Annotated in this window: 4 protein-coding genes and 1 pseudogene; 3 read left to right on the top strand and 2 right to left on the bottom strand. The window is 50.4% G+C overall.

Annotated features, from left to right (window positions below):
- Positions 1-101 precede the first annotated feature (101 nt).
- The gene (locus ACTVJH_RS15735; protein WP_455992820.1) at positions 102-371 is read right to left on the bottom strand and encodes an alcohol dehydrogenase catalytic domain-containing protein; all 270 of its coding nucleotides are present in this window, start codon (positions 369-371) and stop codon (positions 102-104) included.
- A 393-nt stretch (positions 372-764) separates the two neighbouring features.
- Between ACTVJH_RS15735 and ACTVJH_RS15730 the strand changes: the two genes are divergently transcribed.
- The 3 genes and pseudogenes from ACTVJH_RS15730 to ACTVJH_RS15720 form a co-directional block, all read left to right on the top strand.
- A complete protein-coding gene (locus tag ACTVJH_RS15730; protein ID WP_455992817.1) occupies positions 765-1,196 on the top strand; it encodes a helix-turn-helix domain-containing protein in 432 nt (143 codons plus the stop codon).
- Between the two features lie 29 nt (positions 1,197-1,225).
- On the top strand, positions 1,226-1,429 hold the full coding sequence (locus ACTVJH_RS15725) for a type II toxin-antitoxin system YafQ family toxin (RefSeq protein WP_455992823.1): 204 nt from the start codon (positions 1,226-1,228) through the stop codon (positions 1,427-1,429).
- A 60-nt stretch (positions 1,430-1,489) separates the two neighbouring features.
- Positions 1,490-1,747: pseudogene (locus ACTVJH_RS15720) on the top strand (transposase); the annotation flags it as partial.
- Between the two features lie 29 nt (positions 1,748-1,776).
- On the opposite strand, the gene ACTVJH_RS15715 reads toward ACTVJH_RS15720, so the two are convergent.
- Positions 1,777-2,084, bottom strand: a 308-nt coding sequence (locus ACTVJH_RS15715) for a hypothetical protein (RefSeq protein WP_455992814.1), incomplete at its 5' end; no start/stop codon positions are given.

The raw sequence follows: 2,084 nt of genomic DNA, 5'->3' as shown, positions 1-2,084 counted from the left end.
GAAAATTTATTACCTTAGATGGACGATTTTGGGGTCAAAAACGTGGTTTTAAGGCCGAAAACGGCCGCTTTTGAACGGTTATTGATAACAATTTTGAGATGTTATCTTGGTCCGACCCCGATAAAACCTGGCTTGACCCGGCGAACCATCGAACCGACCGCGATGACATCTCCCGCGCCATCGGAACAGGGAGTGACTGGGCGATCTACCGTTGTCGGATCTATCCCCTTGGCGACCACCAGATCGCGATAGTTGAGCGACACAGCACGCACCCTGACGCGTACTTCGTACGGCGCGAGCGGGCGCTCGACGATGTCTTCCAACTGCAGCCCGTCGATCTGTCCGCCATGCCGGATCCGATAAGCCTTCATGATTGCTCCTCCAGATTGCCACTCATCGCGCGTTCCCCCTAGAAACGGGACCGCTTTACGGCATGCATTTTACCTCATCATTAAGTTGCACGCAACTAGTCGGTGTATGATCAGTATCGCGTTTTGCGGCTGACGGCTGATGCCCCATCGATTGGTACGGTGTCGCACGGGGCGCACTGCTATGGTGTAGAGAAAAATTGGGACATCCATGATATATGTTGCCTTTTGGCAAAAAAATCGGGAATGGCCCTGGATGAGGAGAATCTTTCCAAAAGGGCCAGAACATTTGGTTTGTGATCGCCTTTTTCGGATGAGTCTGGAGTTCGTCGTGATCAGCACGGTTGACAATGAGATGGTTTGAGATATTATATCTCAATATCAAGGAGGGCCATCATGCAAGCACAAAAAATGCCCCATGCACACATAGCTGTTCCCCCGGATTGCCTGGGGCTGCTAACGGAACTGATAACCAAGCTTGGTGGACAGGTGATGTCCGAATCATCTGTCGATCTGAATGCCGATCCCATCCCGTCTTTGGAGCGGGGAGGAAAGATGCTCAAAGGGTTGCGCCAGAGGGCCGGGTTGACCCAGAAACAGGTTGCTGACGCATTGGGGATTCCGCAGAGTCACATTTCCGAATTTGAAAGGGATAGGAGGAACATCCCCTACAAACATGCTCAGACTCTGGCGACCCTGTTCCATGCTGTTCCGAGTTATTTTATGCGACCGAACGACGAGACCCTCGAGGCCATGGATGAACTGGGTGCGGGGAAGGGGGTACGAAGTGGGACCAAGGAGGAGCTCTTTGAGAACCTGGGGATATGAGTCATGCTGACGCCCGTTGATTCTTCAAAATTCCGCAAAGATGTCAAGAAGATGCAAAAGCGTGGCAAAGGCATGAAGAAACTCCGGCGGCTACTCACTCTTTTGATCGAAGAGCAAGATGTACCGGATTCCTATCAGGCCATCCACTCAAGGGTAACTGGTTGCCTTTTTGGGATGCCCACATCGAACCGGATTGGCTTCTCGTTTACCTTGAGCAGAAGGGGGAACTTTGATCCTGCTACAAACTTGTGTACTCGAAGTTAAGCCACTATCCTGACAATCAAACAGGAGGAGTGGATGAGCACACACGTAGAATTTATGATCCGGAATTCAAGCGTAATGCGGTAATGCTAGCTGAGGATCCGGACCGGCGAGTCAGCGATGTTGCCAAAAGCTTGGGCATTCGAGCTGATCTCATTTACCGATGGCGTAAAGAATTACAAAAACAAGAAAATCTCGCATTTCCTGGGAGGGGCAATCAATCGCTCTCCGAGGAACAGCGCAAGATCAAGGAGCTCGAAAAAAAACTCATTGATGCTGAAATGGAGCGAGCATACAGTTTTATCGGGGCCGGACCTCGCTAGATACTTGAAATATTGTTATAAAGATCCCAAAACAACCCGCTTTCACCGTTTAGAACGGCCATTTTGCCCTCTAAACAAACGATGTAAGGAGGGGGTTGCTCTTTAAGCATACATGAACTTGTCAGCCTTGGAAGGTCCTGTTCGTCATGGCCTGGCAAAGGCGTGGCATGCTGCTGGGGGATCTTGCTTTGCTGGATGGCCTGATTGTCCGTGCAATGCTCTATTGGCAACGCCTTGTAGATATTTCGTTTAGCCAGTCTACCGGTGAGGCGTTCTCTGATCTGTCCGACAAATTCATGACTAC

This window comes from Desulfoplanes sp. PS50, assembly GCF_053851535.1.
The sequence above is the reverse complement of the archived record's forward strand: the minus strand, read 5'-3'. Positions and strand labels throughout refer to the sequence as shown.